The sequence below is a fragment of the Edaphobacter sp. genome (assembly GCF_035532915.1).
Classification (GTDB): domain Bacteria; phylum Acidobacteriota; class Terriglobia; order Terriglobales; family Acidobacteriaceae; genus Edaphobacter.
Map to the genome: position 1 here is coordinate 1 of NZ_DATKQC010000469.1, position 3,482 is coordinate 3,482.

The window sequence follows — 3,482 nt, forward strand, 5'->3', positions numbered from 1 at the left end:
CACGACAAGGCCAAGCTGAAAAAGGACACCGTTCTTACCTTGCTCAAGAACAAGGCGTATCTCGCCTCCATCCTCGGCTACGCCGCGGTAACCTTCTCGCTCGGCGGCATCTCATGGTGGATGCCTTCATTCCTGCAGCGCGTCGACGGCCGCAGCGAGTCCTCCGCAGCATTTCTTATGGGAGCCATCACCGTCGTCACCGGCCTTGGAGGAACCATCGTCGGCGGTACCATCGCGCAGAAGTGGTCGTATAAAAATTCCAAGGCGCTCTACCTCGTTCCCGCATGGAGCGCGCTGCTCGCCGTTCCTCCCGCACTGGTCTGCTTCTTCGGCCCCAAGGCATTTACGCTGCCCGCGCTCGCTGTTGCGATCTTCCTGATCTTCCTGGGCACCGGTCCAGTCAACGCGGCGACGGTCAACGCAGTTCGCCCCGAGATTCGTGCCACCGCGCTCGCCGGACAGCTCTTCATCATCCACGCGCTTGGTGACGCCATCTCACCGCGCATCATCGGCAGCATCAGCGACCGCAGCAACCTCAACACCGGCCTCGGAGCCACGCTCGTCACCCTTGTCCTCGCAGCCATCATCTTCTTCGTCGGATCGAGATACGCTCCCGAGCTTCACTCGTCCGAAATGCAAACCGCAGCATGAACAGTGCCCACATCTTCCCGTACGTTGCGTGGCTGGTCGCTCTCTTCTGGATATGGAAGACCATCACCGCCGCGCGCGGCCTTCCCGGCATTCCCGATATCACATCGCCCCAGTATGACGTAGCTCCCGAGGGCAGTCCATCTCTCACTGTCATCGTCCCAGCGCGCAACGAAGCGGCCGACGTCGCGGCCTGCCTGCAATCGCTGCTGCGACAGGACTACGCTAACCTCCAGATCATCGCCGTCGACGACCGCTCCACCGATCAGACCGGAGCGATCATGGAAGCGCTCGCCGCCGAACACCCAGACAAGCTCTACGTCCTGCACATTACCGCACTCCCACCGAATTGGTTGGGCAAGCCGCACGCCATGGCCTTCGCCGCACGCCATGCGACATCCGACTATCTGCTCTTCACCGACGCCGATATTCTCTTCCGCCCCGACGCTCTTCGCCGCTGCCTCGCGCAAGCTGTCGCCACCAATGCCGACCACTTCGTCACGCTGCCCACACCGACCGTTAAGACTCACGGCGAAGGCATGCTGCTCGGCTTCCTCCAGGTGCTCGGCCTCTGGGCCACGCGACCGTGGCGGGCCGATAACCCGCGTGCCAAGCGCGACTTCGTAGGCATCGGCGCCTTCTGCTTGCTTCGCTCCTCCGTCTATCAGCAGCTTGGTGGCTTCGAGGCTTTCCACATGGAGATACTGGAAGACCTGACTCTCGCCCGTCAGGTTAAGCTGATGGAGCTTCGCCAGCGCGTCGCCATCGCGCCCGGACTCGTCAAGGTGCACTGGGCAGCAGGAGCCATGGGTGTTGTCGGCGTGATGACGAAAAATCTCTTCGCCGTCTTCCGTTTTCACGTCTCATTTTTGTTGATGGCCTGTGGATGGCTGGCTCTCTTCTACCTTGCGCCCATCGCATTTTTGGCATGGCCTCAGACGCGCATTCCGGCGATTGTCACTCTCGCGGCAATCGCCCTGCTCTACCGTCTGGCCGGCCGGCTCAGCGGAATCTCCGCGTGGTACGTTGTCCTTTTTCCGATCAGCGCGATGCTCTTTATCTACAGCCTGCTGCGTTCCATGTTCATCACGCTTGCGCAGGGCGGAGTTACATGGCGAGGCACGTTTTATCCCCTTGCCGAACTTCGCCAAAAGAAAACGTTCGTTAGTTAGCAATCTGCCGAACTTGTCACGCTGAGCATTGCGCTGCGTGGATTAGAAGCTGCTGGCAATCGCAGGAACCGTGAAGCTGAATACCGAGCCTTGGCCAGGCTGACTGGTTATATCCATGTGGCCGCCGTGTGCTTCCACGATCGAGCGGCTGATAGGAAGTCCCATTCCAGTCCCCGGCATTCCTTCGCCATGTGATCTGGAGCGATAAAAGCGCTCGAAGATGAGGGCCTGCTCGGACTGATCGATCCCAATCCCCCGATCGGCTATGCTCACAACGACCGAGTCTGTGCGCAATTCCGCTGAGATCGTGATGGGAGTATCGGGCCCGGAATACTTGGCCGCATTTTCGAGTAGGTTAGAGATCACCTTTTTGAAAAAACCGGCGTCCGCCTTCATTTGCAAGGTTGAAGGTACATTGATTATCACGGTGTGTTGCTCTTCCACCCAGGAGCACGCCTTGACCGCTTCCTCAATCACAGAGAGTACATTTTCCGGTGCAAAATGCATCTGAATCTGCTGGGCGTCGAGTTGGGCCATCTCCACTGCCTCCGACACAAGCCTATTAAGGCGATCACTCTCTTCGTCGATGATGGTGAGCAATTCGTGGCTGCTCTCCTGCTCAACATTTCCGCTCAATAATGCGGTGACGGCGCCTTTGATCGAGGTCAACGGTGTGCGCAATTCATGCGTGATGGAGTCGATCATCAGTGTGCGCAGGCGCTCACTCTCTTTCGCGGCTTCGCCTCGTGCTACGTTTTCCAAAGCCTGTGCGCGGTCCATGGACATGCATACCAGGCCGCCCATGGCTTCCGACGTATTCACCGAAAGTACGGCTCCGCGTAATCGAAGCAAGCCTCTGGGCCGTATTCCTGTGCGCAAAGGCACATAGATATCCTCGCCGTCCTGATGGACTCCCGAGAGTGTTTCTGCGAGGTTTCGCAGATGTGGAACTTCTATCTCCGAGATATTCTCGGCCCCGGCACGATAACACCGGTCACCATCCAAAAGGTACAGAAGCCCCGCCCGCGCACCGATTGCGGCCGCTACGGCTGAAGGGATCGAGGACACTACTCCCGAAAGGGTCTCCGTCTGCAGTAGCTCACGGCTGAGGTGGAACAGCACTTCCAGCTCGTGCTGGCGGGAGCGGGCTTCCTCTGTCTGGTTGCGGGCTCGTTGCGATAGACGGCTCGCCACAATCGCGGTCGCCAGGAATGCAAACAGGGCCAACCAGTTCTGTGGGTCAGCAATCGTGAACGTGCCGAGAGGCGGAAGAAAGAAAAAGTTGTAACAGGCGGTGGCCGCCAGGGAAAGTACGACGGCATAGCGCAACCCCCACTCTGCCGCCAGCAGCAGGATCAGGAGCAGCAGCGTTAACGCGACGGTGGCGGGATTGGTATGAACCCAGATGCGATAGACTAGTACAATCCCTGCAAGAGAACTAAACGATAGTATCCAACGAATGATCGCAACGATGCGGCGGGAGTTCATGGGGAGTATTGTACGGCGTGGATGAAATCAGAAAATCGCCGGAAGAGTGGTTATGGGCCGCCGAGGCTGAAAAGCAACGCGGCCGGCTGAAGGTATTTCTCGGGTATGCACCGGGCGTCGGCAAGACATTTGCCATGCTCGGCGAAGGCATCCGCCGTCGCAGCCGCGGCGAGG

General features: G+C 59.0%; 2 protein-coding genes and 2 pseudogenes. 3 read left to right on the forward strand and 1 reads right to left on the reverse strand.

The features are described from left to right. Positions 1 to 651 (forward strand): annotated as a pseudogene (locus VMU57_RS21860) (MFS transporter); the annotation flags it as partial. Further along, the gene (locus VMU57_RS21865; RefSeq protein ID WP_325387313.1) at positions 648 to 1,820 is read left to right on the forward strand and encodes a glycosyltransferase; all 1,173 of its coding nucleotides are present in this window, start codon (positions 648 to 650) and stop codon (positions 1,818 to 1,820) included. The pseudogene VMU57_RS21860 and the gene VMU57_RS21865, both read left to right, overlap by 4 nt. Positions 1,821 to 1,862: 42 nt before the next feature. Here VMU57_RS21865 and VMU57_RS21870 read toward each other — a convergent pair whose 3' ends face one another. Next, positions 1,863 to 3,308, reverse strand: coding sequence for a sensor histidine kinase (locus tag VMU57_RS21870; RefSeq protein ID WP_325387315.1), 1,446 nt, complete (start codon positions 3,306 to 3,308; stop codon positions 1,863 to 1,865). 17 nt (positions 3,309 to 3,325) lie between these two features. Here VMU57_RS21870 and VMU57_RS21875 point away from each other — a divergent pair. Beyond that, positions 3,326 to 3,482: pseudogene (locus tag VMU57_RS21875) on the forward strand (histidine kinase); the annotation flags it as partial.